Origin of the sequence: Serratia sp. Tan611 (genome assembly GCF_905188235.1) — a bacterium.
Taxonomy (GTDB): domain Bacteria; phylum Pseudomonadota; class Gammaproteobacteria; order Enterobacterales; family Enterobacteriaceae; genus Serratia_B; species Serratia_B rhizosphaerae.
In genome coordinates this window covers 2,502,131-2,528,943 of the sequence record NZ_LR994655.1, presented here as the reverse complement: position 1 = coordinate 2,528,943, position 26,813 = coordinate 2,502,131, and the positions used below count along the sequence as shown (strand labels likewise).

Below are 26,813 nucleotides of genomic sequence, written 5' to 3'. Positions count from 1 at the left end.
CAAATGGTGACTACTATCAATAAAGGAACCTTTTGTCTATAGTCTGCCGCCCTCAACGCAAGTTTGTCCGTACCGCTGCGGACAGATGCCGATAACGAAAGGTGAAACAATGAAAATTAACGCTATCGCGGCCAGCCATGCCGACCGCCCTTTGGCCCCCGCCCAGATTACGCTGCGTGATGTACAGCCGGAAGACGTCAGCATTGAAATCCTGTATTGCGGGGTATGCCATTCCGATCTGCATATGGCGCGCAACGAATGGGGCGTCAGCAACTATCCGCTGGTGCCGGGCCATGAGATTGTCGGCCGGGTGCGGGCCACCGGCGCGGCGGTAACGCGCTTTCAGCCGGGCGATCTGGTAGGCGTCGGCGTGATGGTGGATTCCTGCGGCGACTGCCATTTCTGCCGCCAGCAGGAGGAGCAGTACTGCGAGACGGGCTTTGTGCCAACCTATAACGGCACCGACAGATATACCGGCCGGCTGACGACCGGCGGCTATGCCGAGCAGATCGTGGTAGACCAGCATTTTGTGGTATCGGTGCCGCAGAACCTGCCGCTGCACGCGGTAGCGCCGCTGCTGTGCGCCGGCGTGACCGTCTGGTCGCCGCTGCAGCACCTGAAACTGCAGCCGGGCGATAAGGTCGGCGTGATCGGCCTGGGCGGGCTGGGCCATATGGCGGTGAAGCTGGCCAGCGCACTGGGGGCGGAGGTGACGCTGTTCACCACCTCGCCGGAAAAAGGCGCCGATGCGCGCCGTCTGGGCGCCAGCCAGGTGGTGGTATCCAAGGATGCACAGCAGATGGCCGCCCAGCAACACAGTCTGGACATTATTCTCGACTGCGTCGCCGCGCCGCATCAGCTTGATCCTTACCTGGCCTGCCTGAAGACCAACGGCCATCTGGTGCTGGTCGGCATTCCGGACAGCCCGCACCCGCCGACGGACGTGACGCCGATGGTGTTCCGTCGCCTGAGCATTACCGGCACCTCGATCGGCAGCATTGCGGAAACGCAGGCGATGCTCGACTTCTGCGGCCAGCACAATATCACCGCCGACGTAGAGCTGATTGATGCCGGCGAGGTAGAAACCGCGTTTAGCCGCATGCTGCAGGGCGACGTGAAATATCGTTTTGTTATCGATATGCAACGCGCCCGCTGGGATCAATAAGCGATACTTTTCAGCCCTCCTTTCCCGGGGGGCTTTAATACTTTTCCGGCGGATGAAATATGCGCCATAGCGATTCCTTATCATTCAAGCGCCGCATCATAAAAACTATTCTGCCGTTATTATTGCTGCGTCTTTCTGTTATTAATCTTGCAGCCGCTTACGGTAAGCATCATTTCTGTGAACTCCGTCATCATTAATAACCTGCTCGTGTCAGTTTAAATTTATGAGCCATATCACGAAAAATAACTTTGGCTTATTGCCCTATGCGGCGGCACTGGCCGACGGTGTCCCGGATGTGCGGGGAATTTTGCCCGAAACCTACTCGGCACCCCATTATAATCAAACACCTATGATAATCCCCGACGTTAACGGTGTTCCTGTGGATCACGTATTTACCAGCGGATTATGCCATTTCTTCAGACAATCATTCCGCCATCTGCGGGCGTGTCCAGCATTCTGTTTGGCTAGCGGCATACCGTTTCACCGGCGGCGTAATAAATAAAAACAATGTGGTCATATTTATTTCCTTAGTGCCTGTTGCGCGGCGTTGATTTAGCGTCTATTGCAATAACAACAGAAAAAAACCAATAATTACGACGCTGAAACAGAAATTATTTATTCACACTTTCTCTTATCTTCAAAGCATCCCATGTGCCTTTCCCCCGGTAATCTTGACGGGGGAGCAGACTAAGCGCCGCGTCTATTCGGCGCTAAGGAGAACGCAGATGAAGTTAGAGGATCCCCGTCTGTTTCGTCATTTCGCCTGGATTAACGGCGAGTGGTGCCACAGTGAGTCCGGCGCTGAATGGCCGGTGTATAACCCGGCCGATAACAGCCTGCTGGGGCATATCCCGCTGCTGGAGCCGGCGCAGATCGAACGGGCAGTGGATGCCGCCGAACAGGCCTTCAGCCGCTGGCGTCAGGTGCGTACCGACCGGCGCGCGGCATTGCTGATGGCCTGGTATCAACAGTTGCTGGCGCACCGCGACGATCTGGCCACCCTGCTGGTGAATGAACAGGGCAAACCGCGCCGCGAGGCCGAAGGCGAAGTGGACTACGCCGCCAGTTTTATCCGCTGGTTTGCCGAAGAGGCGGTGCGGATCAACGGTGAAACGCTCGCCGTACAAATCGACGGCACCCTGCCCGGCACGCTGAAACAGCCGGTGGGCGTCTGCGCATTGATTACTCCCTGGAACTTTCCGCTGGCGATGATCACCCGCAAAGCGGCCGCGGCGTTGGCCGCCGGCTGCAGCGTGCTGGTAAAACCCGCCAATGAAACGCCCTTTTCCGCGCTGGCGCTGGCCGAGCTGGCGGAACGCGCCGGGCTGCCGAACGGCGTGTTTAACGTTATTACCGGCGATCCGCCGGCGGTCTGCGCCCAGCTGTGTGAAGAACCGCGCGTGCGCGCCCTGTCGTTTACCGGCTCCACCCGGGTGGGCAAGCTGTTGCTGGCCCAGTGCGCCGGCAGCGTGAAGCGCGTGTCGCTGGAACTGGGCGGCAACGCGCCGTTCGTGGTGGCGCCGGACGTGGATATCGATGAAGCGGCGACGGCGGCCATCGCCGCCCGCTTCCAGACCAGCGGTCAGGACTGCCTGGCCGCCAACCGCATTATGGTGCATCAGCAGATCCACGACGCGTTTATTGAGGCGTTTACCGCACGGCTGCGCGAACTGAAAGTCGGCCCCGGCGACAGCCCGGACAGCGATATCGGCCCGCTGATCCACCGTGAGGCGGTCGAGAAGGCGCAGGCACTGGTGGATGACGCCTTGTCCCGCGGTGCGCGCCTGATCCACGGCGATCAGCGTCAGGCGCCGGGCGCCAACTACTTTATGCCCACCCTGTTGGCCGGCGTGACGCCGGCGATGCGGGTCTGGCAGGAGGAGAGCTTTGCCCCTATCGCCACCGTCGCCGCCTGGCAGCAGGATGATGAGGCGATCGCTAAGGCCAACGCCACCGAATACGGGCTGGCGGCCTACCTCTGGACCCGCGATCAGCGCCGGGTCTGGCGCTACATCCGCGAGCTGGAGTACGGCATGGTGGCGGTGAACAGCGTCAAAATGACCGGCCCTACCGTGCCCTTCGGCGGCGTCAAACAGTCCGGCCTGGGGCGCGAAGGCGGCCGCACCGGCATCGATGAATATCTCACCACCCGCTACTTCTGCCTTGGTGGTTTGTCAGGCGAACCCACTCTGCCCTCAGTAACAGGAGAATGATCATGGAACAGCGCAACGACTTGATTTCCCGCGACCGTCAGGTGACGTTTCACGCCTCCACCCATCTGCGCGACTATGCGCACGGCGAACTGCCGGGCCGGGTGATGACCGGCGGCAGCGGTATTATGGTGCACGATGCCGACGATAATCAGTTTATCGACGGGTTTGCCGGCCTGTACTGCGTCAATATCGGCTACGGCCGTGAAGAGATGGCCGAAGCCATCTATCGTCAGGCCAAAGAGCTGGCCTACTACCACACCTATGTCGGCCATACCAACGAGCCTCTGGTGGCGCTGTCGGAAAAGATCATCGCCAAAGCCGGGATGAACATGTCCAAAGTCTATTACGGTATGTCCGGCTCCGACGCCAACGAAACCCAGATCAAACTGGTGCGTTACTACAACAACATTCTCGGTCGGCCGCAGAAGAAGAAAATCATCTCACGCCTGCGCGGCTACCACGGTTCCAGCATCGCCGCCGGATCCCTGACCGGGCTGGCGTCGTTCCACGACCATTTCGACCTGCCGATTGACGGCATATTGCACACCGACGCCCCCTACTACTACCAGCGGGCGCCGGAGCTGGCGGGCGTCAGCGAACTGGCGTTCTCGCAGCACTGCGCCGAGCGGCTGGAGGCAATGATCCTGGCGGCGGGGCCGGACAGCGTGGCGGCGTTCATCGGCGAACCGGTACTGGGCACCGGCGGTATCGTGCCGCCGCCGGAGGGCTACTGGCCGGCGATACAGGCGGTGCTGGATAAGTACGACGTCCTGCTGATTGCCGATGAAGTGGTCTGCGGCTTCGGCCGTACCGGCAGTGAGTTCGGCTCTCATACCTACGGTATGCGCCCGGATCTGATCACCATCGCCAAAGGGCTGACCAGCGCCTATCAACCGCTGTCCGGCGTGATCGTCGGCGACAAGGTGTGGCGCGTGCTGGAGCAAGGCACCGGCGAATACGGTCCGATCGGTCACGGCTGGACCTATTCCGGCCACCCGCTGGGGGCGGCGGCGGCGCTGGCGAATCTGCAGATTATCGAGCGGGAAAACCTGGTGCAGAACGCCGCCGACACCGGCGCGTACTTCCAGCAGCGCCTGCACGACAGTTTTGCCGATCATCCGCTGGTCGGTGAGGTGCGCGGCGTCGGGCTGATGGCGGCAATTGAATTCTCCGGCGACAAAACCCGCTGCCGACCGTTCGATCCGGCGCTGAAAGTGGGGCCGCGCGTGTCGGCGGCGGCGCTGGACAACGGACTGATCGCCCGCGCCATGCCGCAGGGGGATATCCTCGGCTTTGCGCCGCCGCTGGTGATCAACCGCGCCGAGGTGGATGAACTGGTCGACCGCGCCCTGCGGGCGGTGAACCGCGTGGCCGATGAGCTTGGCTCCGCCGGCCAGCTACGCTGACAGAAGGAGCAACGATGAATCCTGAACTTCCCGGCGGCGTTACGCTGGCTGATGTCTGGCAGGCGCGCCGGCGCATCCGCGCTCAGGCGGATAACACGCCGCTGCGCTATTCGCCGTACCTGTCGCAGCGCTATGACGCCAAGGTCTGGCTCAAGCTGGAAAATCTGCAGCCTACCGGCGCGTTTAAACTGCGCGGCGCCAGCAACATGATCGCCGCCCTGCTGGAGCAATACGGGCCGCAGCGGCTGCAGGCCGGCGTGATTACCGCCTCCACCGGCAACCACGGCCGGGCGGTGGCCTGGGCCGCCCGGGAACTGGGCATTCCGGCCACCGTCTGCCTCTCCTCGCTGGTGCCGGCCAATAAGGTAGCGGCCATTGAGGCATTGGGCGCCGAGGTCTGCCGCTGCGGCGACAGCCAGGATGAGGCGTTTGAGACGGTGGATGAACGGGTGACGAGCCGCGGCCAGGTGGCGATTCCGCCCTTCGACCACCCGCTGATTATCGCCGGTCAGGGCACGTTGGCGTTGGAGATCCTCGAGGCGCGGCCGCAGCTCGATATGGTGTTCGCGGGCCTGTCCGGCGGCGGGCTGCTGGGCGGCATCGGTCTGGTGATGAAGCAGCTGAGTCCGCGCACCGAGGTGGTCGGCGTCAGCCTCAGCGACGGGGCCGCCATGTGGCACAGCCTGCAGGCGGGGAAACCGGTCAGCGTGCCGGAGACGCCAAGCCTGGCCGACTCGCTGGGCGGCGGTATCGGGCTTGATAACCGCCACACCCTGGCGCTGGTACGCGCGACGATGGACAGCCACTATCAGGTGCCGGAGACGGCCATCGCCCGGGCGATGGTCACCCTGCTGGAGCAGGAGAAGATGTTGCTGGAAGGGGCCGCGGCCGTCGGGCTGGCGGCGATAGAACACCACCGGATCCCGATCGCAGGCAAGGAGGTGGCGTTGGTGCTGAGCGGCAACAACGTCGCGCTGGAAACCTTCGATCGGGCCAGACAGGAGCAGGCACAGGATGCAGATCTATAACCGACAGCAGATTAGCGCCGTGGTGCGGCTGGATGCCGCCGCGCTGGCGGCGGTTGAGGCAGGATTCCGCGCCCTCGGCACGGGCAATGTGGTGCAGCCGCCGATCCTTTCGATGGCGCTGCCGGAGGTCAACGGCGAAGTGGACGTCAAAACCGCCTGGATCCGCGGCAGCGACAGTTTCGCCATCAAAATCAGCCCCGGATTTTTTGATAATCCCCGGCGCGGGTTGCCCAGCCTTAACGGGCTGATGGTGGTGCTGAGCGCCGAAACCGGCGTCCCACGGGCGCTGCTGCTGGATGAGGGCTACCTCACCGCCGTGCGTACCGCGCTGGCCGGGCTGCTGGCAGCCAAATATCTTGCCCGGCCGGAGAGCCGGCGCATCACGCTGATTGGCGCCGGCGAACAGGCGCGGCTGCAGCTGGCCGCCCTGCGTCTGCTGTTTCCGGTCGAACAGGTATCAATCTGGGCGCGGCGCACGGAGGCGGCGCAGCGGTTGGCCCGGGAACTGTCGGATGCCGGGCTACAGGCGACGGGATACCCGGAGAGCGGCGCCGCCTGCGCCGGGGCGGACATTATCGTCACCACCACGCCGTCCCGCGAGCCGCTGCTGTTTGCCGAGCACCTGCCTCCCGGCGTACACGTCACCGCCATGGGATCCGACAGCCCGGACAAGCGGGAGATTGATATCAGCGCCCTGCTGCATGCCGACCACGTCGTCTGCGATCTGCGCAGCCAGAGCGAGCACAACGGCGAGCTGAAAGCGTTTAACGGGCAGACGCCGCCCTTCACGGTGTACGAACTGGGCGCATTAGTTGCCGGCGGCACCCCGCTGCGCCTTACGCCGCAAGACATCACCCTGTGCTGCCTGAGCGGCACCGGGGTGCAGGACAGCGCCATCGCCGCCTTTGCGCTGGCGCAGTTGGAGCAGTTGGAGCAGTCGCAGTAACCCCGCGCCCTGGGTACAGGGTAAACAGGCCGGCGTTTCCCCGCCGGTCAGGGCTTCCACGCTTGCGATGAGTGATAAAACAGCATGTTGACGAAAACTTTGCCCTTCACACGCGAAGAGTACGACCAGCGGATCGCCAAAACCCGCGCCGCCATGGCGCAGCAAGGCATCGATCTGTTGGTGGTCAGCGACCCTTCCAATATGGCCTGGCTGACCGGTTACGACGGTTGGTCTTTTTACGTGCATCAGTGCGTGCTGCTGGGGTTGGAGGATGAACCGGTGTGGTTCGGCCGCCAGCAGGACAGCAACGGCGCGCTGCGCACCTGCTGGATGGCCGACGAGCGGATTATCGGTTACCCGGAGCGGCTGGTGCAGAATCCGGACGAACATCCGATGCGCACCCTGGCTCAGGAAGTGCTGCCGCTGTTCGGCTGGAGTCAGGCGCGCATCGGCGTGGAAATGGATAACTACTACTTCTCCGCCCTGGCCTTTCTGAACCTGCAGCTGAACTGCCCGCAGCAGGAATTTATCGACGCCACCGCCTTGGTGAACTGGTGCCGGGCGGTCAAGTCGCCGCGCGAGCTGGCGTATATGCGTATCGCCGCGCGCATCGTCGGCAGGATGCATGAGCGCATTTACCAGATGGTGGAGCCGGGTCTGCCGAAAAACATGTTGGTGGCGGAGATCCAGCGCTGCGCCATCGAAGGCTGGGTGGACGACGACGGCGTGCGTTTCGGCGGCGATTACGCCGCGATCGTACCGCTGTTGCCGGGCGGTGCCGACGCGGCCGCGCCGCATCTCACCTGGGATGACCGACCGTTCCGCCGCGGGGAAGGCACCTTCTTTGAGATCGCCGGCTGCTACCGTCACTACCACGCGCCGCTGTCGCGCACCATTTTCCTCGGCGACGTGCCGGATCACTTCCGGCGCGGTGAAGAGGCGCTGCTGTCCGGCATTGAGCTGGGGCTGGCCGCCGCCCGTCCGGGCAACACCTGCGGCGATGTCGCCCGGGCGCTGGAAGGCGCCATGCGTCGTGCCGGCATCGATCGCGGCGGCGCACGCTGCGGCTACCCCATCGGCATCAGCTACCCGCCGGACTGGGGCGAACGCACCATGAGCCTGCGCGCCAGCGACGAAACGCCGCTGCAGCCGGGCATGACTTTCCACTTTATGCCCGGTCTGTGGATGGATGACTGGGGGCTGGAGATCACCGAAAGCATCGTTATCACCGCACAGGGCGCCGACGTCCTGTGCGACTACCCACGACGTCTGTTCGTCAAATAAGGAGCCAACAGCATGAGTCATGAAAAGCCCAGCCCCGTGTATGCCGGGGTGGATTTCGGCCAGCCCGGCGTGCAGCACGGCTTCCTGAAGCTGCCCTGGTCCCACGACAACTCCGCCTGGGGCGCGGTGATGATCCCGGTGACGGTGATCAACGGCGCGCCGGGGCCGACGGCGCTGCTGACCGCCGGCAACCACGGCGATGAGTACGAGGGCATTATCGCCCTGCTGAAACTGGCCAACACGCTGCAGGCCGACGAGGTTCAAGGGCGGGTAATCATCATTCCGATGATGAACGCGCCGGCGGTACAGGCCGGTAAACGCACGTCTCCCATCGACGGCGGCAATCTCAACCGCAGCTTTCCCGGCGCGCCGGACGGCGGCGTCACCGCGCAGATTGCCGACTATTTTACCCGGGTGCTGGTGCCGATGTGCGACGTGGCGCTGGATCTGCACTCCGGCGGCCGCACGCTGGAAATAATGCCCTTCGCCGCGCTGCACGCGCTGGATGACGAGCGTCAGCAGGCCGATAACCTGGCCGCCGCGCAGGCCTTCGGCGCGCCGCTGACCGTGATGATGTATGAGCTGGACGCCAGCCAGCTGTACGACACGGTGGTGGAGAGCCAGGGTAAGGGATTTGTCACCACCGAGCTGGGCGGCGGCGGCACCACCACGCCGCAGCGCCAGCAGTTGGCGGAACGCGGCGTGCGCAACTTTCTGGCCCATCACGGCGTGCTGGCGGAGACGCCGCAGCCCTGGGAGGGAGAAACGCAGCTGCTTGATATGCCGGATGCATCCTGCTATGTACAAAGCGAGCACTGCGGCATTCTGGAATTTCTCTGCCCACTGGGCCAGCGCGTAAACGCGGGTGAACTGTTGGCCCGCGTTTATGACCCTTCCCGCAGCGGCCAGCCGCCGGTGGAGTACCGGGCGTTGCGCGACGGCATTGTGCTGGCGCGGCGCTTTCCGGCACAGGTTGCGATGGGGGACACGCTGGCCGTTATTGCCCGGGAGATCGTATCGCCATAGCGATTAACGGCCCCGGCGCGTCGGTCGCCATTAAGGATGTAATTACCGTATGAAACTCGATCGCTATGACCTGAAGATCCTCGACATTCTGAGTAAAGACGGCCGCATTACCAAGTCGCGGCTGGCGGAGTCGATAAACCTGTCCGTCAGCCCCTGCTGGGAGCGGGTAAAACGCCTGGAGCAGGCCGGACTGATCGAAGGATATTACGCCAGGCTCAACGCCCGGGTGCTGATGAAGCGCCTGCCGATTTGGGTATCGATCGAGCTTAAACAACATAACGCAGAGAGCTTTGCCCGTTTTGAAAAACGCGTGCTCAATACGCCAGAACTGACCGAATGTGTGGCAGTGGGCGGCGGCGTGGATTACTGGGCCAAATTCGAAACGCTGTCTATTGACGAGTATCAGCGTCTGATTGACAGCTGGCTGGATTCCGACCTGGGCATCGAACGCTATTTTACCTATATCGTCACCAAAAACGTAAAGTCCGTCGCGGCGCTGCAAAGCCTGCGCCGTGAAGGCGACATAGAGGTATAAACGCAGGGAATATGGGTAATGCCGTGGGCGGCGCTTCGTTCCCGCCGCCCCGCTCTCCAGATTAATCATGGAGAAAAATAATGAATAGCAACACATCACCTGCATCACAACATCATGCTGACGCCGTCCCCGATGTCACCATCATCGACAAATCCCTGGTGAAACGCGCCGTGGCGGCGGCCTCACTGGGCAATGCCATGGAGTGGTTCGACTTCGGCATCTACGGCTATCTGGCCGTGACCCTGGGGATGGTCTTCTTTCCGGAGATCAGCCCCGGGGCCCAACTGCTCTCCACCTATGCCGCCTTTGCCGTCGCCTTTCTGATCCGCCCGCTCGGCGGCATGTTTTTCGGCCCGCTCGGCGACCGTATCGGCCGCAAACGGGTACTGGCGCTGACCATGATCATGATGGCGCTCGGCACCTTCGCCATCGGCCTGATCCCGAGCTACGCCAGCATCGGCCTGTGGGCGCCGGCGCTGCTGATCGTGGCGCGCGGCGTACAGGGGTTTTCCACCGGCGGCGAATACGGCGGCGCCGCCACCTTTATTGCCGAATATGCGCCGGACAGAAAGCGCGGCCGGCTGGGCAGCTGGCTGGAGGTAGGCACCCTGCTGGGGCTGATCTTCTCCGCCGCGCTGGTCACCGCCATGACCCTGCTGCTGGGCAATGAAGCGATGCGTGAATGGGGCTGGCGGGTGCCGTTTCTGATCGGCGGCCCGCTGGGGCTGATCGGCGTCTGGCTGCGTCTGCGGTTGGAAGAGACCCCGGCCTTCGCCAAACATATGGAAAACAGCGCGCCGCCGCCGGGGCTGCGCCAGCAGTGGCGAGAGATTGTCACCCATCACCTGCGCGCCTTCCTGCTGTGCATCGGCATGGTGTTTATCCTCAATCTTGCCGACTATATGCTGCTGACCTGGATGCCCGGCTATCTGAACGTGGTGCTGGGGCTGAGTGAGCTGGAGGGGCTGACCATCGTGGTGGCGGCCATGCTGTGTATGATGGTGGTGCTGCCGTTTATGGGCGCGCTGTCCGACAAGATCGGCCGCAAGCCGCTGTGGACCCTCGGCTGCGTCGGTTTTCTGCTACTGACGCTGCCCTGCTTTTACGCGCTGGGCAGCAAAAACCTGGCGCTGACCTTTATCGGCATGCTGGTGATGGGGCTGCTGCTGACCTGCTTTCTCAGCACCGTGGCCTCAACGCTGCCGGCGCTGTTCCCCACCGCGGTGCGCTATGGCGGGCTGGCGATCGCCTATAACCTCTCCACGTCGCTGTTCGGCGGCACCGCGCCGCTGCTCAGCGCCTGGCTGGTCAACGTCACCGACAACCCGTTGGCGCCCGCCGGCTATCTGATGTTCGGCGCGTTGGTGGGGCTGATTGCGGTGCGGATGAGTAAAGAGAGCGCCTGTCAGCCGCTGGAAGGCTCGCCGCCGGCGATTGAGTCGCGGGCCGAGATTATGGATCACCTGTATCGGCACCAGCGCCGCAAGCGTCTGCGCCTCAGCGCCCTGTCCAGCGACGGCTGAGGATGAAAAACGCCGTCCGGCTGATGTTGCCGGACGGCGCAGGCAAGATAACGGGTCTGGCCGTCGCGCCAGACCCGGGTTAACGCGTTATTGCGCGGCGCTGATGCGCCAGACGCTGTCGCCGGCGTCATCGGCAATCACCACGCCGCCCTGCTTATCCATCGCCAGGCCGACCGGCAGGCCGCGCACCTGCTTCTGGTCGTCGGTCAGGAATCCGGTCACCACCGGCTGCGGCTTGCCGACCGGCTTGCCGTTTTCAAACTTCACCCACACCACCCGGTAGCCGTTGAGCGGCGTGCGGTTCCAACTGCCGTGCTCGCTGATAAACGCCCCGCCGCGGTACTGCGGCATATTGTCGCCGGTGTAGAACAGCAGCCCCAGCGGCGCGACGTGTGAGCTGAGCGCATAATCGGGCTTGATCGCCTTTTCCACCAGATCCGGCCGCGGCGGCTGTACGCGGCTGTCCACATGCTGGCCGAAATAGCTGTACGGCCAGCCGTAGAAGCCGTTCTCCTGCACCGAGGTCATATAGTCCGGCACCAGATCGGAACCGATTTCATCACGTTCGTTGACGATCGCCCACAGCTTGCCGCTTTGCGGCTCCCACTGCAGCCCGGTCGGGTTGCGCAGACCGCCGGCATAAATACGGCTGGCGCCGCTGTCGGCATCCACTTCCAGCACCGCCGCGCGGCGATACTCCGCGCCGATGCCGTTTTCCGTGATATTGCTGTTGGAGCCGACCCCGACATACAGCTTGCTGCCGTCCGGGCTGGCGAGCAGCGCTTTGGTCCAGTGGTGATTGAGCGGGCCGCCCGGCAGTTCGGTCACTTCAACCCCCGGCTCGCGGATCTCGGTTTGCCCCTCCTGGTAAGGGAATTTCACCAGGCTGTCGGCATTGGCCACCCACAGCGTGTTGCCGATCAGCTGAATGCCGAACGGCGAGCGCAGATTTTCGATAAAGGTATGTTTCTGCCACTGGCCGTCAACGTTACGCAGCAGCGTAATGCGGTTGCCGCCCGCGCCGCCCTTGCCGGAAGATTTCTGCACGATGCCCATAATCAGCTGCTTCGGCCGCGTGGTGGGCTTGGCCGGCCCGTTGGATTCGGCCACCAGAATATCGTTATTCGGCAGCACGTAAACCTGGCGCGGGTGCATCAGACCCTCGGCGATTTTTTCAATTTTCAGCCCTTCGGCCACCTTGGGCATCTCGCCCTGTTTCCAGGCGGTGCCTTCCGGCACCTGCATCGGCGGCATCAGGAAGTTTTTCGCCTGCGGCAGCTCCGGGTCTGGGCCTATCTGCTTTTGCGGATCCAGCTGTGAGCCGTTGTCGCACCCCGCCAGCAGGGCGCTGAGGACGGCGGCGGTCAGGACGGTATTGAGTTTTTTCATGGTCGGCTTCTCCTTAAGCGGCACGTTGACGTAACGCAAATTGCACATTGCCCAGCAGCAGCAGGATCACCACCAGGGTCGAAAGCGTGACGCCCAACGGCACCACCGCGTAGGCGTCGCGGCTGTGAATAAAGGCGTTGACGATTGCCAGCAGGATGGCCAGCAGGTTCAGCCAGAAGTGCAGTTTCGCCCCGCTCTCACGCGCGCTGCCGCTGAACCAGACCTGCACCAGATTAATCAGCCGTGGAATAATGGCGATCACCAGCCCGATGGCGATCAGCCAGCTGGCGGCGTGGGTCCACATCAGTACAAAAGTTTTCAGGTAAATAATGTCAAAGACCCAGGCGGCAACAAAGAATCCGAGCGGAATCGGGTTCAGCAGTTCATACAGCGCCACGGCAAGCGTCGATTTTCCCGAGGTATTATGGTGGATAGTCATTTCCGTCTCCTAAACGCATCCAAAGGTATGCGCAGCCGCCAACATGCGACCGCGCCTGTAATAGATTAGTAAAGATGATGGAACGTGCGGGCGCGCAGGACGAAAAAAACGCGAAAAAAAACAACGAAAAAATCAGGGGTAATCAAATTTAGAATCATCCTGCCCCCGATATATTGTGGCAATAAAATTAAGGGTATATTTCACCGGCGCGTGAATAGCCATAAATAACGTACGATATTTGATGATTAATAAACCATGCGCTATCGCTCTGTGACGGGTGACGCATTAATTGTTCATCGGCCGCGCTTCCCGCCTCAGGCCGCATGATTACTGGCCTGAGGCGCTCTCCAGCCGGTGTTGCGGCGGTGAAAAAACGTGCGTCTTACCATTAAAGCTCTACCATATCTGTGAAATAAGTCTCATACTTGCGCATCTTTATTGATTCCAGGGTCAATAAAGCGACCGGCCGAACGCTATTTTCGGCCCGGTGAAACAAAAAAACAGAATGCTTTTTGAGATTTGGCTTATTCTCAAAATGAAGCTTTTTTAATTCACGGTGGTTAATTCTATGGAAAAAAAACACCCCTCATCCATCCTGATCCTATTAACAGCACTGTTCGCTGCGTTAAGCGGCGTATATCTGTTAGTCGGCGGGATATGGTTGACCAAACTTGGCGGCTCGTTCTATTACATCGTCGCCGGTCTGGTAATGTTAATAACCGCATGGCTGCTGTATCGTCGTCGTGCTACTGCTTTACTGTTGTACGCCCTGTTCCTGTTGGGCACGGTGATCTGGGCGCTGTGGGAAGTCGGCCCTGATTTCTGGGCGCTGACGCCGCGTCTCGACGTCACCTTCTTCTTCGGTCTGTGGATGGTGCTGCCGTTCATTTACCGCAAACTGGTTGCCGGCGGCAAACTGGCCTACGGCGCGCTGAGCGCGGTGCTGGTGCTGACCGTGGTGGTGCTGGTCTATGCGGTGTTCAACGACCCGCAGGAGATCCACGGCACGCTGGACCCGGCGCAGACGCAGGCGGTGGTCGATCAGGCCGCGCAGGCTGACGGCGCTGACTGGCCGGCCTACGGCCGTACTCAGGAAGGTACCCGCTACTCGCCGCTGAAGCAGATCAACGACAAAAACGTCTCTCAGCTGAAAGAAGCCTGGACCTTCCGCACCGGCGATCTGAAAACCGAGAACGACCCGGGTGAGATCACCAACGAAGTGACGCCGATTAAAATCCGCGACACGCTGTATCTGTGCACCGCGCACCAGAAACTGTTCGCGCTGGACGCCGCTACCGGTAAACAGAAGTGGCAGTTCGATCCGCAGCTCAAATACAACTCGACCTTCCAGCACATCACCTGCCGCGGCGTTTCTTATCATGAAACACCGGCTGCGGCGCAGGCCGATGCCAATCATACGCCGGCTGCCCAGTGCGCCCGCCGTATTATCATGCCGGTGAACGACGGTCGTCTGTTTGCGTTGGATGCGGAAACCGGCAAACGCTGCCCGGACTTTGCCAACAACGGCGAGCTGAACCTGCAGAGCAATATGCCGTATGCGTCGCCGGGCCGTTATGAGCCGACTTCGCCGCCGGTGGTCACCGATAAAGTGATCATCATCGCCGGTGCGGTCACCGATAACTACTCCAACCGCGAGCCTTCCGGGGTAATCCGCGGCTTTGACGTCAACAGCGGCAAACTGCTGTGGGCCTTCGATCCGGGCAGCGCCGATCCGAACAAGATCCCTGCCGACGAACACCACTTCGTGCCGAACTCGCCGAACTCCTGGGCGCCGGCAGCCTATGACGCCAAACTGGATCTGGTTTACCTGCCGATGGGCGTTCCTACCCCGGATATCTGGGGCGGCGACCGTACGCCGGAAATGGAGCGTTACTCCAGCAGCCTGGTGGCTCTGCATGCCAGCACCGGTAAACTGGCCTGGTCTTATCAGACCGTGCACCACGACCTGTGGGACATGGATATCCCTGCCCAGCCGACGCTGGCGGATATCACTGATAAAGACGGCAAGAAAGTACCGGTCATTTACGTACCGACCAAAACCGGCAACATCTTCGTGCTGAACCGCGCCACCGGCAAACTGGTGGTGCCTGCACCGGAGCGCCCGGTACCGCAGGGCCCGGCGAAAGGCGACCGTCTGTCACCAACGCAGCCGTTCTCCGAGCTGACCTTCCGTCCGGAAGAGAAACTGACCGGTGCGGACACCTGGGGTGCGACCATCTACGATCAGCTGGTCTGCCGCGTGATGTTCCACAGCCTGCGCTATGAAGGCACCTTCACCCCGCCGTCCGAGCAAGGCACGCTGGTGTTCCCGGGCAACCTGGGGATGTTTGAATGGGGCGGCCTGTCGGTGGATACCGACCGTCAGGTGGCGATCGCCAACCCGATGGCGCTGCCGTTTGTCTCCAAGTTGATTCCGCGCGGTCCGGGCAACCCGATCGAACCGGATGAAAATGACAAAGGCGGCACCGGCTCCGAGTCCGGCATTCAGCCGCAGTACGGCGTACCGTACGGCGTAACTCTGAACCCGTTCCTGTCGCCACTGGGCTTCCCGTGCAAACAGCCGGCCTGGGGTTACATTTCTGCGGTCGATCTGAAAACCAACAAGATCGTGTGGAAAAAACGTATCGGCACCGTGCGCGACAGCTCGCCGGTTCCACTGCCGTTTAAAATGGGTATGCCAATGCTGGGCGGTCCTGTGACCACCGCGGGTAATATCTTCTTTATCGGCGCTACCGCAGATAACTACCTGCGTGCGTTTAACGTCAGCAACGGCGATAAACTGTGGGAAGCGCGTCTGCCGGCCGGCGGCCAGGCAACGCCAATGACCTATCAGGTCAACGGTAAGCAGTACGTGGTGATCGCCGCAGGCGGCCACGGCTCGTTCGGCACCAAAATGGGCGACTACATTGTGGCCTATGCCCTGCCAGACGGCACCGAAAGCAAGTAATCTGACGCGCTAACGCGTGTGAGTACAGCAGATGGCCGCCCTTCGGGGCGGCCATTTTTTTGTGATAGCTTAGGCAGGGAAAGTGGGGAGACGATCAGTCATTTCAACCCGCCATGAACGTTATCGTTATAGGGCGCGCTCTGCGCTCTATCTGAACCTGCGGTTACCTATCCAGACGATAAGTCCAGCGAGCAGTAGGGAGAGCGGGATAGTGATGTAGGCGTACAGGTCAATAATCCCTTCCGCGCCGTAGATATCGAGTCTTTCAGCCAGCGCATAAACCATTTTCTTCGGTAGTACGGCTGTTAGGATAAACATCAAGATGATATCCAGCACCACAAAGACTACAAGGCTCAAGAGTGTTCGTTTCATATGACTCTGACCTCACCATAAGCCCGAAGGTTGGAACCGGGAATGAATGTTATAATTATAGGACGCTCTCTGCGCCCTATCTGAACCTGCGGTTACCCATCCAGACGATCGGCAGAGAGAGCGCCGCAGACGCTATGAGAGTCACATCTGCAAGCAGGTTTGTTATTCCCTCCGCATCGTGGATATCAAGCAGGCTCGCCAGTGAGCGGATCAGACTATCCGGCATAATAGCCCCCAGAATAAACATCAGGACGATAGCCAGCACCACAAAGGCTATCAGGCTCAAGAGAATGCGTTTCATATCACTCTGACCTCACCGTAGGCGTAAAGGTTTGAGCCGGGGATTTTGAACTTTGGAGAGTTGAGGATACGCCACCGGAGCACATTGAATTCACGCTGATTGAACAGAGTGATGCAGCCCTCAGAAATCTTACGCGGCCCCGCTGGATGCAACCGGAATCCACCACGCATAACGCCCTGTGTGAACGTCACATCATCTATCTTTCCATCGTCCCGGAACAGGCCAAACCATAGACTTCTATCAGTTCTGTAAATGTGTTTGAGCATAGCATCACGTAGTGGCCCCATCCGCCCGCCGGTTGGCCTTTCTACGATGTAGTAGCGACCGTTGAGGAGTGCGCCAATGCTGGGGACATGCGTCATGTTAGGGTTGTTGCGCCCTTCACCAATGCCAGACCAAGCAGCAAAGGAGCCAAACCCATCAACACAGAGACAAGACATGTATTGATTATTCAAATGAAAGGTACATTTTAACTTCATGATATCTCACTCCTTGAGACAGTGAATAAGCCCCTTTTAATGTTAATGATTAAAGGTTGTTCAAGGCAATCAGACCGATCCTGTTTGTGGGTGTACAACAACCGAGGGTAAAAGATGGGAAAACAGGTGTCACACAGGCACTGCTTTAACTCGTCACAAAAAAAATCAAGAAATTGCGTCCTTCGGGGCGGCCATTTTTTAGCGACTTGCCGCACAAACCACCGTTCGGCAAGGTCGGCGGTTGCCCTGTCCCGGCAGATCGGGGAACATAGACGCCTACCTGCCGACAGAGCGAAACCACCATGACGACCCCAGCGCCCCACGCCGTATTTGACGGCCATAACGACCTGCTGCTCAAACTGTGGCTTGACCACCCCGACGATCCGGCCGGCGCCTTTTACCATCAGGTGGCGGGCGGCCATCTCGATTTTCCGCGTATGCGGCGCGGCGGTTTCGCCGGCGGGCTGTTTGCGGTATTTATCCCGCCGGTGGCGTATGTCGCCCAGCAGCGCGGGCAGTCTGAAGCGCAGGTGCAGGACTATTTCGATCCGCTGACCATCGTCGAGCAGCAGATCGCTATTATGCATCAGCTGGAGCAGGCGGCGCCGGAACGGCTGCGCATCTGCCGTACGGTCGACGATATCCGCCAGTGCCGGGCCGACGGACGGATCGCCGCGGTGCTGCATATTGAGGGCGCCGGCGCGCTGGACGCCGATCTGTCGCAGCTGGATCATTTCTATCAACTGGGCGTACGCAGCATCGGCCCGTTCTGGAATGTGCCCAACGCGTTTGGTGAAGGGATACGTGGCGCGTTTCCCGGCTCTCCGGACAGCGGCCCCGGCCTGACCGCCGCCGGCAAAGCGCTGATTGCCGCCTGCAACCGACGCCGCATCATGATCGACGTCTCGCATATGAACGAAAAGGCTTTCTGGGACACCGCCGCGCTCAGCAACGCGCCGTTGGTGGCGACCCACTCCAACGCCCATGCGCTCTGCCCGCAGCCGCGTAACCTCACCGACGCGCAGCTGGAGGCCATCGCGCACAGCGGCGGTATGGTCGGCGTCAACTTCGGCACCGCATTTTTGCGCGCCGACGGCAAACGAGACAGCGCCAATACCGATTTGACCGAAATTGTTAAACATATTGAGTTTCTAATCGCTAAACTTGGTGAAGACCACGTTGGATTCGGTTCGGATTTTGACGGTGTGAATGTGCCGCAGCCGCTGGGAGACGTCAGCGGGCTGCCGACGCTGATTCAGACGCTGTCGCTGGCGGGTTTTGACCAACCGCTGCTGGACAAGCTCTGTTGGGGCAACTGGATAAAAACGCTTGATGTCAACTGGCGCGCGTAGCCAAAAACTTTTACCCTTTAAAGGTTGCGAAGTTCATCACATTTATTCAACATCGCAGCGGCCGAATGTAAACGGTTTTCTAAATGGGCGCTTTTTGCCCGCGACTATAAAATAGGAGTACGACATATGACCACCTGGACTAAACCTGAATTCGTCGACCTGCGCCTGGGCCTGGAAGTGACGCTGTACATTTCCAACCGTTAATTGCCCGTCATGCCCGCCCTGTGCGGGCATCTCTTTGGTTTTCCCTTATCTGGTCCACACATGCAGATTAAAGTTCTCGGCTCTGCGGCAGGCGGCGGTTTCCCTCAGTGGAACTGCAACTGCAAGAATTGTCAGGGCGTGCGTAACAACACCATCAAGGCGTCGCGCCGTACCCAGTCCTCCATCGCCATCAGCGACGACGGTAAAAACTGGGTGCTGTGCAACGTCTCCCCCGATATCTGCCATCAACTGCTGGCTTCGCCTGAATTGAATAACCCCGACGTGTTGCGCGGTACCGGCATCGGTTCGATTATCCTGACCGACAGCCAAATCGATCACAGCGCGGGTTTACTCAATTTACGTGAAGGCTGCCCACATCACGTCTGGTGCACCCGTGAAGTGCACGACGATCTCAGCAACGGCTTCCCGCTGTTCACCATGCTGTCGCACTGGAACGGCGGGCTGATCCACCACCCGGTTGAACCGCTGGAGAGCTTCCAGACGGCGGTCTGCCCGACCATCCGCTTTACCGCCATCCCGCTGCTGAGCAATGCACCGCCCTATTCGCAGTATCGCCACCGTCCGCTGCCGGGGCATAACGTCGCCCTGTTTATCGAAGATACCGCACGCGGCAGCAACCTGCTGTACGCGCCGGGGCTGGGCGAGCCGGACGATGCCCTGCTGCCGTGGCTGCAGCGCGCCGACTGCCTGCTGATTGACGGCACGCTGTGGCGCGACAATGAGCTGGCGGACACCGGCGTCGGCCGCAACACCGGCAAAGACATGGGCCACCTGGCGCTGGCCGAGGAACAGGGCCTGGCGGCGCTGCTGGCTTCGCTGCCGGCAAAACGCAAAATCCTGATCCATATTAATAATACCAATCCGATCCTGGACGAAGATTCCGCCGAGCGTCACAGCCTGACGCAGGCCGGCATCGAAGTGAGCTGGGACGGTATGAACATCGACCTGTAGGTTAACGCCATGACACAGCAACATCCCCTTTCCCCGGCCGAATTTGAAGCGGCGCTGCGGGCGAAAGGCGCGTATTACCATATTCATCATCCGTACCATATCGCTATGCACAACGGCGAGGCGACGCGCGAGCAGATCCAGGGCTGGGTCGCCAACCGTTTCTATTACCAGACCAGCATCCCGATCAAGGACGCGGCGATTATGGCCAACTGCCCGCAGCCGGACGTGCGCCGCAAGTGGGTGCAGCGTATTCTCGACCACGACGGCTACGGCGGCGGCGAAGGCGGTATCGAAGCCTGGCTGCGGCTGGGCGAAGCGGTGGGCCTGCAGCGCGAGACTCTGCTGTCTGAAGAGCTGGTGCTGCCGGGCGTGCGCTTCGCCGTCGACGCCTATGTCAATTTCGCCCGCCGCGCCTGCTGGCAGGAAGCGGCCTGCAGCTCGCTGACCGAACTGTTCGCACCGCAGATCCATCAGGCGCGCCTTGACACCTGGCCGCAGCACTATCAGTGGATTGAGGCCGAAGGCTATGACTACTTCCGCAGTCGCCTCGGCCAGGCCAACCGCGACGTAGAGCACGGCCTGGCGCTGGCGCTGGAGTACTGCGACAGCGTAGAGAAGCAGCAGCGAATGCTGGAGATCCTGCAGTTTAAACTGGATATTCTGTGGAGCATGCTGGACGCCATGACCATGGCCTATACCCTGAACCGAGCGCCGTACCACACCGTGACCGATGCGCGGGCGTGGCATACCCAGAGGCTGGTGTAATGACCCTGAATCCAGAACAAACCCCGATGTTCCGCCGTGGCTACCGCCTGCAGTGGGAAGAGGTGCAGCAGAGCCATGTGATTCTGTACCCTGAGGGCATGGCCAAACTGAACGACAGCGCCGCCGCCATTTTGCAACTGGTGGACGGCAAATCGACGCTGCAAGGCATCATAGACCAGCTGAACGCGCGCTTTCCCGGCGCCGACGGGCTGGCGCAGGACGTGCTGGAGTTTTTCCAGAGCGCCTACGAGCAAAAATGGGTAATTTTCCGTGACTGAGAATGCTGTAAAACCGTCGGTTAACCCGCCGCTGTGGCTGCTGGCGGAGCTGACCTACCGCTGCCCGCTGCAATGTCCCTACTGCTCCAACCCGCTCGACTTCGCCGCGCAGGAGCAGGAGCTGACCACCGAACAGTGGATTGAGGTGTTCCGGCAGGCACGGGCGATGGGCAGCGTGCAACTGGGCTTTTCCGGCGGCGAGCCGCTGGTGCGCAAAGATTTGCCGGAGCTGATTGCCGCCGCGCGCGATCTGGGATTCTATACCAACCTGATCACCTCCGGCATCGGGCTGACGGAGAAAAAGCTGCAGACTTTCGCCGACGCCGGTCTGGACCATATCCAGATCAGCTTCCAGGCCAGCGATGAAACGCTGAACGCGGCGCTGGCCGGTAACCCGAAAGCCTTCCAGCAAAAGCTGGCGATGGCAAAAGCGGTCAAGGCGCTGGGCTACCCGATGGTGCTGAACTTTGTGCTGCACCGGCATAACATCGACCAGATCGACCGTATTATCGAGCTGGCGATTCAGCTGGAGGCCGACGACGTGGAGCTGGCGACCTGTCAGTTTTACGGCTGGGCGCAATTGAACCGCGAAGGCCTGCTGCCGACCCGCGAGCAGATTGCCGATGCAGAACAGGTGGTGCAGCGCTATCGTGAAAAAATGGCCGACAGCGGTAACCTGGCCAACCTGCTGTTCGTCACGCCGGACTACTACGAAGAACGGCCGAAAGGCTGCATGGGCGGCTGGGGCGCGATTTTCCTCAGCGTGACGCCGGAAGGCATGGCGTTACCCTGTCACAGCGCCCGTCAGCTGCCGGTGAAATTCCCGTCGGTGCTGGAGCACAGCCTGGAGCACATCTGGTACGAATCATTCGGCTTTAACCGCTATCGCGGCTATGACTGGATGCCGGAGCCATGCCGCTCCTGCCCGGAAAAAGAGCAGGATTACGGCGGCTGCCGCTGCCAGGCGTTTATGCTGACCGGCGATGCCAGCAATGCTGACCCGGTGTGTTCGAAATCAGCGCACCACGGCACCATCCTGGCGGCACGCGAGGCGGCGAACCAGACGCAGATCGGCATCGATCAGCTGCGCTTCCGCAACCGCGCCAACTCCCAGCTGATCTTCAAAGGTCAGGCCTAACCATGCCCCAGCCCCCGGTTACGCTGCGGCTCGCGAGCGGCCTGCAGCTGAAACTGCTGGCCGATGCGGCTGCCCCGCGCGCGGCGGCGTTGATGCAGATTGACGCCGGCAGCCACCACGAACCGTCGGCCTGGCCGGGGCTGGCGCATCTGTTGGAACATATGCTGTTTCGCGGCAGTCGCACCTTTGACGACGATCAACGCCTGATGAACTGGGTGCCCGCCCACGGCGGCCGCCTCAACGCCACCACCCGCGAAACGCAAACCCACTTCTTTTTTGAAATCGACGGCGAACGCTTCGCCGACGGTTTGGCGCGGCTGATCGACATGCTGGCCGCCCCGCTGCTGGCCCTGCCGGCGCTGGCGCAGGAGGTTGAGGTGATCGAGGCCGAATACCGTCTGTTGTGCAAAGACGCGGATACGCTGTGCGAGGCCGCGCAGCAGCAGGCGTTTGACGGCATCGCCGCCATGCGACGCTTCACCATCGGCAACCGTCAGGCGTTTGGCGAGGATATGCCGGCGTTACGCGCCGCCCTGTGCGATTTCCATCGTCGCCATTACCACGCTGCCAACATGACGCTATGGCTGCAGGCGCCGCTGCCGCTCGACACTTTGCGACAGCTGGCCGAGCGGCTGACGGCGACGCTCCCTGGCGGCGATGTGGTCCTACAGGCGGAACCGCCGCGGCTGATCCCGCAAGCCGATCGCCGGCTGTGTCTGCCGGGACTGCCGCAGCTACGCTTAACCTTTGCGCTTAACCAGCCGGACGCCGCCGCCCGTGACGGACTGCGCCTGCTGGATGCGCTGCTGCAGGACGAAGCGCCCGGCAGCCTGATGGCGCTGCTGCGCCGTGAAGCCTGCTGCGACGGCGTCCGGCTGCAGCATACGCCCTGCGCCGAAGGACGCGCGCTGCTGACGTTTATCTTTAGCGTCAACCGGGGCAGCGCGGCGGAAGCCGCAAGGATTGAAAGCGCCCTGCTGAACTGGCTGCGGCAGCTGCCGTCGCTCAGCGCAGCACAGCGCGAGCACTACATGCGGCGTGGCAATCAGGACTTTATGCGCTTGCCGCCGCTGGATCAGCTGCGGGCGCGGGCGTTCGGCCTGCCGCCGGCGACTGAAGATGCACTGTGGACGGCCTGCCTGGCCGCACTGACGGCGGGCAATCTGCGTCGTCTGCTGGTGACCCCGGAGGGAACGGCAACGCCGCGCATACTGCAAGGGTTACCGCTGGCGCTGGCCCCCTTTGTCGCCACCCACAGCGCGCGCATTGCGCCGCGCTATCGCTTTTATCCGCACAGCGACGCCCCGCCGCCGCCGTTGATGCTGCCCGCTGAACGGGCACCGCTGACATGGCATTCTGACGGCGATCATCCGCCGGTATTGCTGCTGCGCCCCGCGCCGGCAACGCCGCTGGCGTCGGCGCAGGCCAGTTTACTGACCTCGGCGCTACGCACGCTGGCGGCAGAAACGGCGCATCAGGGCGGCTATCTCGGCGTGACGCAGAGCCACGGCGTCTGGACGCTGCAGCTGTCCGGCGACGCCCCGCTGCTGGGCCGGGCGCTCAGCCAGATCAATCAGCGTCTGACTTCCCTTGACGATGCTCTTAAACAGGAGGCGGCGCGCAGCTGGCAGCGTACGCAGCTGCGCGCTCAGGGCGATATCGCCGTGCGCCGTCTGGCGGCGCAATTACCGGAGGTTCTGACGTCGCCGGGCGACGCGGTGTGCTGGCAGGCGACGCTGTTTGCCGGCGATGCGGCGCTGCATCAGCAGCTCAGTCAGTTGCTCTCCGCCTTTCCGGCGCAGATCGTCGCCGTGCAGGATGCCGCAATGATCACCGACGCACGGCCGGTGATACTCAGCGACGAAGATGACGATCGGACCCTGCTGCTGTTCTATCCGCTGGCAGACGTCACGCCGACGTCGCGACTGGCGCTGCGGCTGCTGGCGCAGCTGTATGCGCCCCGCTTCTTCCAGCGGCTGCGGGTCGAGCTGAATATCGGCTATGTGGCGCACTGTGCCTATCACCGCTGCGCCGATCGCGACGGCATGCTGTTTGCCCTGCAGTCGCCGCACTGCAGCCTTGCGCAGTTGCAGCGCTATACCCACGAGTTTTTACAGCAGATGCGGCAGGAATTAGCCGTGCTGAACGATACGGCGCTACAGCAGGCGAAACAGACGCTGGCGCAAAGCCTGCAACCCTCCGCCGGCGACTATTTGCAGCGCACGCGTGAAAGCCTGTTGGAACAGCGGCCAGACGCCGCCGCGCTGGCGGCGCTGGATTTGCCGGTGCTGCTTGACGGGCAGCGCCGGTTGTTCCCTTCGATCTAAATCTTCACATTAATCCTTTTTATACAACACATATCTGTAACGACAAAAACGAATCAAATGGTACAATAAAGCCTTCTTAACGGTTTAATTGCCCCGCCATGCGCCGCGTTCGTGGCGCAATACCGGCTAACGATTACACTTTGTTAACACACAACGATAAGTAACATGATTCGGGAGAGTCACTGATATGTCTGATACAAATGCCCGACCGGGCATGAAAATATGGTGCGCGCTATTGGGGATCGTCCTCGCCGCCACCGGGCTGTTTTTCGCCATTGCCGGCGGCAAACTGGTCTCGCTGGGCGGCAGTTGGTACTTTCTGATCGCCGGCGTGGTGACGCTGCTGGCGGCCATCCAGCTGTTCCGCCGCCGCTCGTCGGCGGTGGTGCTGTTCCTGCTGGTGTTTATCGGCACCCTGATCTGGTCGGTGATTGACGCCGGCTTCGACTTCTGGCCGCTGGTGTCGCGCCTGATGGTGCCGACCGGCCTGATGCTGCTGGCGTTTCTCACCTGGCCGGCATTGCGCAAGGCGGAAGGTAAAGCGCCGCTGGGCAAACTCTCCTACCTGCTGTCGGCGCTGCTGGCCGTCGGCATGGTCGTGACCTTTGTGCAGATGTTCCAGCCGCACCCGACCGTTGCCTTCAGCGGCGAGCCGCTGCCATTGGTGCCGGTGGATAAAGCCAAACAGCAAAAAGACTGGGACAACTACGGCAACACGCCGGGCGGCGACCGTTTTGTGGCGCTGGACCAGATCACCCGCGATAACGTTAAAGATCTGAAAGTGGCCTGGACCTTCCACACCGGCGATACCCCGATGAGCCCGGACGGCAACGGTGCGGAAGATCAGCAGACGCCGCTGCAGGTTGGCAACCGCATTTTCCTCTGTACCCCGCACAACAACGTGATTGCGGTTGACGCAGACAGCGGTAAAGAGATTTGGAAGCGTGAAATCAACGCCAAATCTCAGGTCTGGAACCGCTGCCGCGGTCTGGCCTATTTCGACGTTAACAAGCCGATCCCGCAGCCAAGCGTTCCCGGCTCCACCCCAGCCGCGCCGGTTGCGCTGGCGGCCGGCGACACCTGCCAGCGTCGTATTCTGATGAACACCATCGATGCGCGTCTGGTGGCGATTAACGCCGACAACGGCGAGTTCTGCCACAACTTCGGCCAGAACGGCATCGTCGATCTGAAAGCCGGCCTCGGCGACGCCGCCGATCCGAAATATCAGCTGACCTCCGCGCCGACGCTGGCCGGCACCACCGTGGTGGTGGGCGGCCGCGTGGCGGATAACGTTCAGACCGATATGCCGGGCGGCGTGCTGCGCGGCTTTAACGTGATCACCGGCGAGATGCGCTGGGCGTTCGACCCGGGCAACGACGATCCGAACGCGGCGTTGAAACCGGGCCAGAACTATGTGCGCAGCACCCCGAACTCCTGGGCGCCGATGTCCTATGACCCGGCGATGAACACCGTGTTCCTGCCGATGGGCAGCTCGTCGGTGGACCTGTGGGGCGCCAACCGCACCAAGCTGGACCACAAATACGGCGCGTCCATCCTGGCGCTGGACGCCACCACCGGTAAAGAGAAATGGGTCTACCAGACCGTGCATAACGATCTGTGGGACTTCGATATCCCGATGCAGCCAAGCCTGATCGACTTCCCGATGAAGGACGGCAGCACCAAACCGGCGCTGGTGTTTGGCGCGAAAACCGGTCAGATCTTCGTGCTGGATCGCCATACCGGCAAGCCGCTGACCGAAGTGAAAGAACTGCCGGTGAAAACCCGCAACATTCCGAACGAGCAGTATTCCGCCACCCAGCCGTTCTCGGTCGGTATGCCGCAGATTGGCGCACAGAAGCTCAGCGAATCGGATATGTGGGGCGCCACGCCGTTCGACCAGCTGATGTGCCGCATCAGCTTTAAATCGATGCGTTATGACGGCCTGTTCACTGCACCGGATACCGACGTATCCCTCAGCTTCCCTGGCTCGCTCGGCGGCATGAACTGGGGCGGCCTGTCGGTTGACCCGAACAACCACTATATCTTCGCCAACGATATGCGTCTGGGCCTGTGGGTGCAGATGATTCCGCAGAAACAGGAAGACGCCAATGCGCCTGCCAGCACCGGCGGTGAATCGGTGAATGCCGGGATGGGCGCGGTGCCGCTGAAAGGCACGCCATATGCGGTGAACAAAAACCGCTTTATGTCGCCGCTGGGCATTCCGTGCCAGAAGCCGCCGTTCGGCACCCTGTCCGCCATCGATCTGAAGACCCAGAAAGTGGTCTGGCAGGTACCGGCCGGCACCGTGCAGGACACCGGCCCGTTCGGCATCAAGATGCGTGCGCAGATGCCGGTCGGCATGCCGACGCTGGGCGGTACGCTGGCGACCCAGGGCGGCCTGGTGTTTATCGCCGGTACGCAGGACTACTACCTGCGCGCCTTTGACTCGTCAACCGGCAAAGAGGTGTGGAAAGCGCGTCTGCCGGTCGGCAGCGGCGGCACCCCGATGAGCTATATTTCACCGGAAACCGGCAAGCAGTACATCCTGATCTCCGCCGGCGGCGCACGTCAGTCACCGGACCGCGGCGACTACGTGATTGCCTACGCGCTGGATAAATAATTCCGTACAATAAGAACCAGCCCGCTTGGTCGCCAAGCGGGCTTTTTTATGGCGCCTGTGAACACTGGCTCAACGTTAAGTTT

At 61.4% G+C, this 26,813-nt stretch carries 23 protein-coding genes; 18 read left to right on the top strand and 5 right to left on the bottom strand.

The genetic code is table 11. The features are described from left to right. Positions 1-109: 109 nt before the first annotated feature. The 9 genes from TAN611_RS11895 (at position 110) to TAN611_RS11855 (ending at position 11,126) form a co-directional block, all read left to right on the top strand. Complete coding sequence (locus TAN611_RS11895) at positions 110-1,165, top strand: NAD(P)-dependent alcohol dehydrogenase (RefSeq protein ID WP_105231188.1); 1,056 nt, start codon at positions 110-112, stop codon at positions 1,163-1,165. 725 nt (positions 1,166-1,890) lie between these two features. Beyond that, a complete protein-coding gene (locus TAN611_RS11890) occupies positions 1,891-3,378 on the top strand; it encodes an NAD-dependent succinate-semialdehyde dehydrogenase (RefSeq protein WP_203066486.1) in 1,488 nt (495 codons plus the stop codon). A 2-nt stretch (positions 3,379-3,380) separates the two neighbouring features. Continuing rightward, positions 3,381-4,784 (top strand): aminotransferase, encoded by a 1,404-nt coding sequence (locus TAN611_RS11885; RefSeq protein WP_203066485.1) that lies wholly within the window; start codon positions 3,381-3,383, stop codon positions 4,782-4,784. A gap of 14 nt (positions 4,785-4,798) precedes the next feature. Continuing rightward, a complete protein-coding gene (eutB, locus tag TAN611_RS11880) occupies positions 4,799-5,812 on the top strand; it encodes a hydroxyectoine utilization dehydratase EutB (RefSeq protein WP_105231185.1) in 1,014 nt (337 codons plus the stop codon). Then, positions 5,799-6,758, top strand: coding sequence for a cyclodeaminase (locus tag TAN611_RS11875; RefSeq protein WP_203066484.1), 960 nt, complete (start codon positions 5,799-5,801; stop codon positions 6,756-6,758). Before eutB ends, TAN611_RS11875 begins: the two co-directional genes overlap by 14 nt. An 84-nt stretch (positions 6,759-6,842) precedes the next feature. Next, positions 6,843-8,042 carry an ectoine hydrolase DoeA gene (doeA, locus tag TAN611_RS11870; protein ID WP_203066483.1) on the top strand — a complete coding sequence of 400 codons (1,200 nt, stop codon included), beginning with the start codon at positions 6,843-6,845 and terminating at the stop codon, positions 8,040-8,042. Between the two features lie 12 nt (positions 8,043-8,054). Continuing rightward, positions 8,055-9,068, top strand: coding sequence for a N(2)-acetyl-L-2,4-diaminobutanoate deacetylase DoeB (gene doeB / locus TAN611_RS11865; RefSeq protein WP_203066482.1), 1,014 nt, complete (start codon positions 8,055-8,057; stop codon positions 9,066-9,068). Positions 9,069-9,117: 49 nt separating this feature from the next. Continuing rightward, positions 9,118-9,603, top strand: a complete 486-nt coding sequence (locus TAN611_RS11860; protein WP_105231181.1) for an Lrp/AsnC family transcriptional regulator — start codon at positions 9,118-9,120, stop codon at positions 9,601-9,603. A gap of 80 nt (positions 9,604-9,683) precedes the next feature. Continuing rightward, positions 9,684-11,126 carry an MFS transporter gene (locus TAN611_RS11855; protein WP_105231180.1) on the top strand — a complete coding sequence of 481 codons (1,443 nt, stop codon included), beginning with the start codon at positions 9,684-9,686 and terminating at the stop codon, positions 11,124-11,126. Between the two features lie 87 nt (positions 11,127-11,213). Here the strand turns inward: TAN611_RS11855 and TAN611_RS11850 are convergent, their stop codons facing one another. Further along, positions 11,214-12,515: a sorbosone dehydrogenase family protein gene (locus TAN611_RS11850; RefSeq protein ID WP_105231179.1), complete on the bottom strand. Its 1,302-nt coding sequence runs from the start codon at positions 12,513-12,515 to the stop codon at positions 11,214-11,216. 13 nt (positions 12,516-12,528) lie between these two features. Next, complete coding sequence (locus TAN611_RS11845) at positions 12,529-12,948, bottom strand: DUF2231 domain-containing protein (protein ID WP_370447007.1); 420 nt, start codon at positions 12,946-12,948, stop codon at positions 12,529-12,531. 574 nt (positions 12,949-13,522) lie between these two features. Here TAN611_RS11845 and TAN611_RS11840 point away from each other — a divergent pair. Next, positions 13,523-15,922 (top strand): glucose/quinate/shikimate family membrane-bound PQQ-dependent dehydrogenase, encoded by a 2,400-nt coding sequence (locus tag TAN611_RS11840; protein ID WP_105231177.1) that lies wholly within the window; start codon positions 13,523-13,525, stop codon positions 15,920-15,922. A gap of 147 nt (positions 15,923-16,069) precedes the next feature. Here the strand turns inward: TAN611_RS11840 and TAN611_RS11835 are convergent, their stop codons facing one another. The 3 genes from TAN611_RS11835 to TAN611_RS11825 form a co-directional block, all read right to left on the bottom strand. Then, positions 16,070-16,294 carry a hypothetical protein gene (locus TAN611_RS11835; protein ID WP_111737076.1) on the bottom strand — a complete coding sequence of 75 codons (225 nt, stop codon included), beginning with the start codon at positions 16,292-16,294 and terminating at the stop codon, positions 16,070-16,072. Between the two features lie 76 nt (positions 16,295-16,370). Beyond that, the gene (locus TAN611_RS11830; protein WP_105231176.1) at positions 16,371-16,595 is read right to left on the bottom strand and encodes a hypothetical protein; all 225 of its coding nucleotides are present in this window, start codon (positions 16,593-16,595) and stop codon (positions 16,371-16,373) included. After that, positions 16,592-17,074: a DUF2778 domain-containing protein gene (locus TAN611_RS11825; RefSeq protein WP_203066481.1), complete on the bottom strand. Its 483-nt coding sequence runs from the start codon at positions 17,072-17,074 to the stop codon at positions 16,592-16,594. The genes TAN611_RS11830 and TAN611_RS11825 overlap by 4 nt, the downstream gene beginning before the upstream one ends. Before the next feature lie 302 nt (positions 17,075-17,376). Between TAN611_RS11825 and TAN611_RS11820 the strand changes: the two genes are divergently transcribed. The 8 genes from TAN611_RS11820 (at position 17,377) to TAN611_RS11785 (ending at position 26,730) form a co-directional block, all read left to right on the top strand. After that, entirely contained in the window at positions 17,377-18,426 is a 1,050-nt protein-coding gene (locus tag TAN611_RS11820) for a dipeptidase (protein WP_111737078.1), read from the top strand. A 126-nt stretch (positions 18,427-18,552) separates the two neighbouring features. Next, positions 18,553-18,630 carry a pyrroloquinoline quinone precursor peptide PqqA gene (pqqA, locus tag TAN611_RS11815; RefSeq protein WP_004937827.1) on the top strand — a complete coding sequence of 26 codons (78 nt, stop codon included), beginning with the start codon at positions 18,553-18,555 and terminating at the stop codon, positions 18,628-18,630. A 60-nt stretch (positions 18,631-18,690) separates the two neighbouring features. Continuing rightward, a complete protein-coding gene (pqqB, locus tag TAN611_RS11810; RefSeq protein WP_111737079.1) occupies positions 18,691-19,602 on the top strand; it encodes a pyrroloquinoline quinone biosynthesis protein PqqB in 912 nt (303 codons plus the stop codon). A 9-nt stretch (positions 19,603-19,611) separates the two neighbouring features. After that, the gene (gene pqqC / locus TAN611_RS11805; protein WP_105231170.1) at positions 19,612-20,367 is read left to right on the top strand and encodes a pyrroloquinoline-quinone synthase PqqC; all 756 of its coding nucleotides are present in this window, start codon (positions 19,612-19,614) and stop codon (positions 20,365-20,367) included. Then, complete coding sequence (gene pqqD / locus TAN611_RS11800; protein WP_105231169.1) at positions 20,367-20,645, top strand: pyrroloquinoline quinone biosynthesis peptide chaperone PqqD; 279 nt, start codon at positions 20,367-20,369, stop codon at positions 20,643-20,645. The genes pqqC and pqqD overlap by 1 nt, the downstream gene beginning before the upstream one ends. Then, positions 20,638-21,783 (top strand): pyrroloquinoline quinone biosynthesis protein PqqE, encoded by a 1,146-nt coding sequence (gene pqqE, locus TAN611_RS11795; RefSeq protein ID WP_105231168.1) that lies wholly within the window; start codon positions 20,638-20,640, stop codon positions 21,781-21,783. Before pqqD ends, pqqE begins: the two co-directional genes overlap by 8 nt. A gap of 2 nt (positions 21,784-21,785) precedes the next feature. Next, the gene (gene pqqF / locus TAN611_RS11790) at positions 21,786-24,110 is read left to right on the top strand and encodes a pyrroloquinoline quinone biosynthesis protein PqqF (RefSeq protein ID WP_203066480.1); all 2,325 of its coding nucleotides are present in this window, start codon (positions 21,786-21,788) and stop codon (positions 24,108-24,110) included. Between the two features lie 187 nt (positions 24,111-24,297). Further along, on the top strand, positions 24,298-26,730 hold the full coding sequence (locus TAN611_RS11785) for a glucose/quinate/shikimate family membrane-bound PQQ-dependent dehydrogenase (protein WP_203066479.1): 2,433 nt from the start codon (positions 24,298-24,300) through the stop codon (positions 26,728-26,730). Positions 26,731-26,813 lie beyond the last annotated feature (83 nt).

Bases quoted from the DNA above. Each gene is read 5' to 3' on its own strand.
- TAN611_RS11895 (WP_105231188.1), top strand. From the start codon at position 110: ATGAAAATTAACGCTATCGCGGCCAGCCATGCCGACCGCCCTTTGGCC.
- TAN611_RS11890 (WP_203066486.1), top strand. From the start codon at position 1,891: ATGAAGTTAGAGGATCCCCGTCTGTTTCGTCATTTCGCCTGGATTAAC.
- TAN611_RS11885 (WP_203066485.1), top strand. From the start codon at position 3,381: ATGGAACAGCGCAACGACTTGATTTCCCGCGACCGTCAGGTGACGTTT.
- eutB (WP_105231185.1), top strand. From the start codon at position 4,799: ATGAATCCTGAACTTCCCGGCGGCGTTACGCTGGCTGATGTCTGGCAG.
- TAN611_RS11875 (WP_203066484.1), top strand. From the start codon at position 5,799: ATGCAGATCTATAACCGACAGCAGATTAGCGCCGTGGTGCGGCTGGAT.
- doeA (WP_203066483.1), top strand. From the start codon at position 6,843: ATGTTGACGAAAACTTTGCCCTTCACACGCGAAGAGTACGACCAGCGG.
- doeB (WP_203066482.1), top strand. From the start codon at position 8,055: ATGAGTCATGAAAAGCCCAGCCCCGTGTATGCCGGGGTGGATTTCGGC.
- TAN611_RS11860 (WP_105231181.1), top strand. From the start codon at position 9,118: ATGAAACTCGATCGCTATGACCTGAAGATCCTCGACATTCTGAGTAAA.
- TAN611_RS11855 (WP_105231180.1), top strand. From the start codon at position 9,684: ATGAATAGCAACACATCACCTGCATCACAACATCATGCTGACGCCGTC.
- TAN611_RS11850 (WP_105231179.1), bottom strand. From the start codon at position 12,515: ATGAAAAAACTCAATACCGTCCTGACCGCCGCCGTCCTCAGCGCCCTG.
- TAN611_RS11840 (WP_105231177.1), top strand. From the start codon at position 13,523: ATGGAAAAAAAACACCCCTCATCCATCCTGATCCTATTAACAGCACTG.
- TAN611_RS11835 (WP_111737076.1), bottom strand. From the start codon at position 16,294: ATGAAACGAACACTCTTGAGCCTTGTAGTCTTTGTGGTGCTGGATATC.
- TAN611_RS11830 (WP_105231176.1), bottom strand. From the start codon at position 16,595: ATGAAACGCATTCTCTTGAGCCTGATAGCCTTTGTGGTGCTGGCTATC.
- TAN611_RS11825 (WP_203066481.1), bottom strand. From the start codon at position 17,074: ATGAAGTTAAAATGTACCTTTCATTTGAATAATCAATACATGTCTTGT.
- TAN611_RS11820 (WP_111737078.1), top strand. From the start codon at position 17,377: ATGACGACCCCAGCGCCCCACGCCGTATTTGACGGCCATAACGACCTG.
- pqqA (WP_004937827.1), top strand. From the start codon at position 18,553: ATGACCACCTGGACTAAACCTGAATTCGTCGACCTGCGCCTGGGCCTG.
- pqqB (WP_111737079.1), top strand. From the start codon at position 18,691: ATGCAGATTAAAGTTCTCGGCTCTGCGGCAGGCGGCGGTTTCCCTCAG.
- pqqC (WP_105231170.1), top strand. From the start codon at position 19,612: ATGACACAGCAACATCCCCTTTCCCCGGCCGAATTTGAAGCGGCGCTG.
- pqqD (WP_105231169.1), top strand. From the start codon at position 20,367: ATGACCCTGAATCCAGAACAAACCCCGATGTTCCGCCGTGGCTACCGC.
- pqqF (WP_203066480.1), top strand. From the start codon at position 21,786: ATGCCCCAGCCCCCGGTTACGCTGCGGCTCGCGAGCGGCCTGCAGCTG.
- TAN611_RS11785 (WP_203066479.1), top strand. From the start codon at position 24,298: ATGTCTGATACAAATGCCCGACCGGGCATGAAAATATGGTGCGCGCTA.